This window comes from Aequorivita aquimaris (genome assembly GCF_001573155.1).
Lineage (GTDB): Bacteria > Bacteroidota > Bacteroidia > Flavobacteriales > Flavobacteriaceae > Aequorivita > Aequorivita aquimaris.
The window spans coordinates 1-1,627 of sequence record NZ_JRWG01000026.1 but is presented as its reverse complement, the minus strand read 5'-3'; the positions used below and the strand labels follow the sequence as shown (position 1 = coordinate 1,627).

General features: G+C 39.3%; 2 protein-coding genes. Both read right to left on the bottom strand.

Annotated elements, in window-relative coordinates; genetic code table 11:
* Positions 1-1,012 (bottom strand): hypothetical protein (locus LS48_RS14560; RefSeq protein WP_131807744.1); only part of this gene is annotated, 1,012 nt, incomplete at its 3' end.
* A 201-nt stretch (positions 1,013-1,213) separates the two neighbouring features.
* Positions 1,214-1,627: T9SS type A sorting domain-containing protein (locus LS48_RS14555; protein WP_131807743.1), on the bottom strand; the 414-nt coding region annotated here is incomplete at its 5' end.

The window sequence follows — 1,627 nt, the reverse complement described above, 5'->3', positions numbered from 1 at the left end:
CAAAACCAAAATTGCTGCCAATAACCGTTTGGTTATCGATAGTAACAGAAGCCTCAGAACCAATTAATGATCCAGGAAGACCTGCAGCATCGTCATAATAGTTTACGTCAACGTTAGAAATACCTCCGTTGGCAAAAATACTAGCTGTAATATTTTCCAAAGTAAAGTTCTGATCAGCAGCTACAGTCACATCATTTGCTGTCTGGAATGCTGAAGCAGAAGAACAGTTAAAGCCGTTCTCAAAAGTACCGTCGTTAGGGTTCTCCTCATCACAAGCACCGCCGCCGCCGCCGATAGGAGCACAGTCACCTTCCCAAATATAAACACCGTCCATCAAAGGATCTGGAATACCCCAGCCAGCGTTGAATTGTGCCGTAGGATCACCAACAGCTGTAGAAGAGGTAACTACCCAGAATACACTGCCTGTAGCACCACCATCAGTAACAGAAAGTTCGATCCAATACTTAGTTGACATACCAGCTTGTCCATTAAAAACAAATGGAGTAACTGTCATTTCAACTTCGTTAACATCAAAACCAAAGTTACTGCCGATAACCGCTTGGTTATCGATGGTAACAGAAGCCTCAGAACCAATTAATGATCCAGGAAGACCTGCAGCATCATCATAATAGTTAACATCAACGTTAGATATGCCTCCATTGGCAAAGATACTTGCTGTAATGTTCATTAAGGTGAAATTCTCATCGGCCGCAACTGTCAAATCATTTGCAGTCTGAAAAGCTGATGCAGAAGAACAGTTAAAGCCATTCTCAAAGGTTCCGTCATTAGGGTTCTCCTCTGTACAAGCTGCCAAGTAAGTTGGATTATTAATTCCCAATGCAGAAATGTCCATTGATGGAGCTGCATTCTCAGAAATGGTAATAACTGGGTTTACATCAGTTCGTTGCTGTTCAAAAACAACAGGACTATTAGTACCCATCATTTTAATTTGTTCTTGGCTAAACCCAATAGCACAAACAAAAAAGAACATCATAAGAGTAATTTTCTTCATAATAATTTAAGTTTTAAGTTAATTTGGCACTAAGGTATTCAAAAAATGCTTCTATTCAAAACTTTATTTTAATATCTTTAATATTCTCATAAATTTTTATTAAGATAAAACACATATTAATAAAGATTTATTCTTTAAGAAGATTTTAATAAAAAAAGCCACCCACTTTCGTGGATGGCTTTTCATATCAATTATGAAAATCTAGTTCTTCAACACTTTGTAAGTTCCCGTTTGTCCATCAACAGTCACTTTCATAATGTAAGTTCCCGCTGTAAGACCAGAAAGGTTGATGTCAGATGTGGTAGCACCAATCTCAGTGCTGATAACCTGCTGACCCAATAGGTTGAACAGAGATACAGATTCTATTGTGTTGGCAGATTTCAAAGATAGAACCTCAGTGGCTGGGTTTGGATAGTAAGAGAATCCAGCAAGTGCATTATCGCTAACACCCAACGAGTCGCAAGTACCGCTCCAAATATAAACACCATCCATCAATGGATCTGGAATACCCCAACCTGCATTAAACTGAGCTGTAGGGTTACCCACCGCAGTAGAAGAGGTAACTACCCAGAATACACTTCCAGTAGCACCACCATCAGTAACCGATAGCTCGAT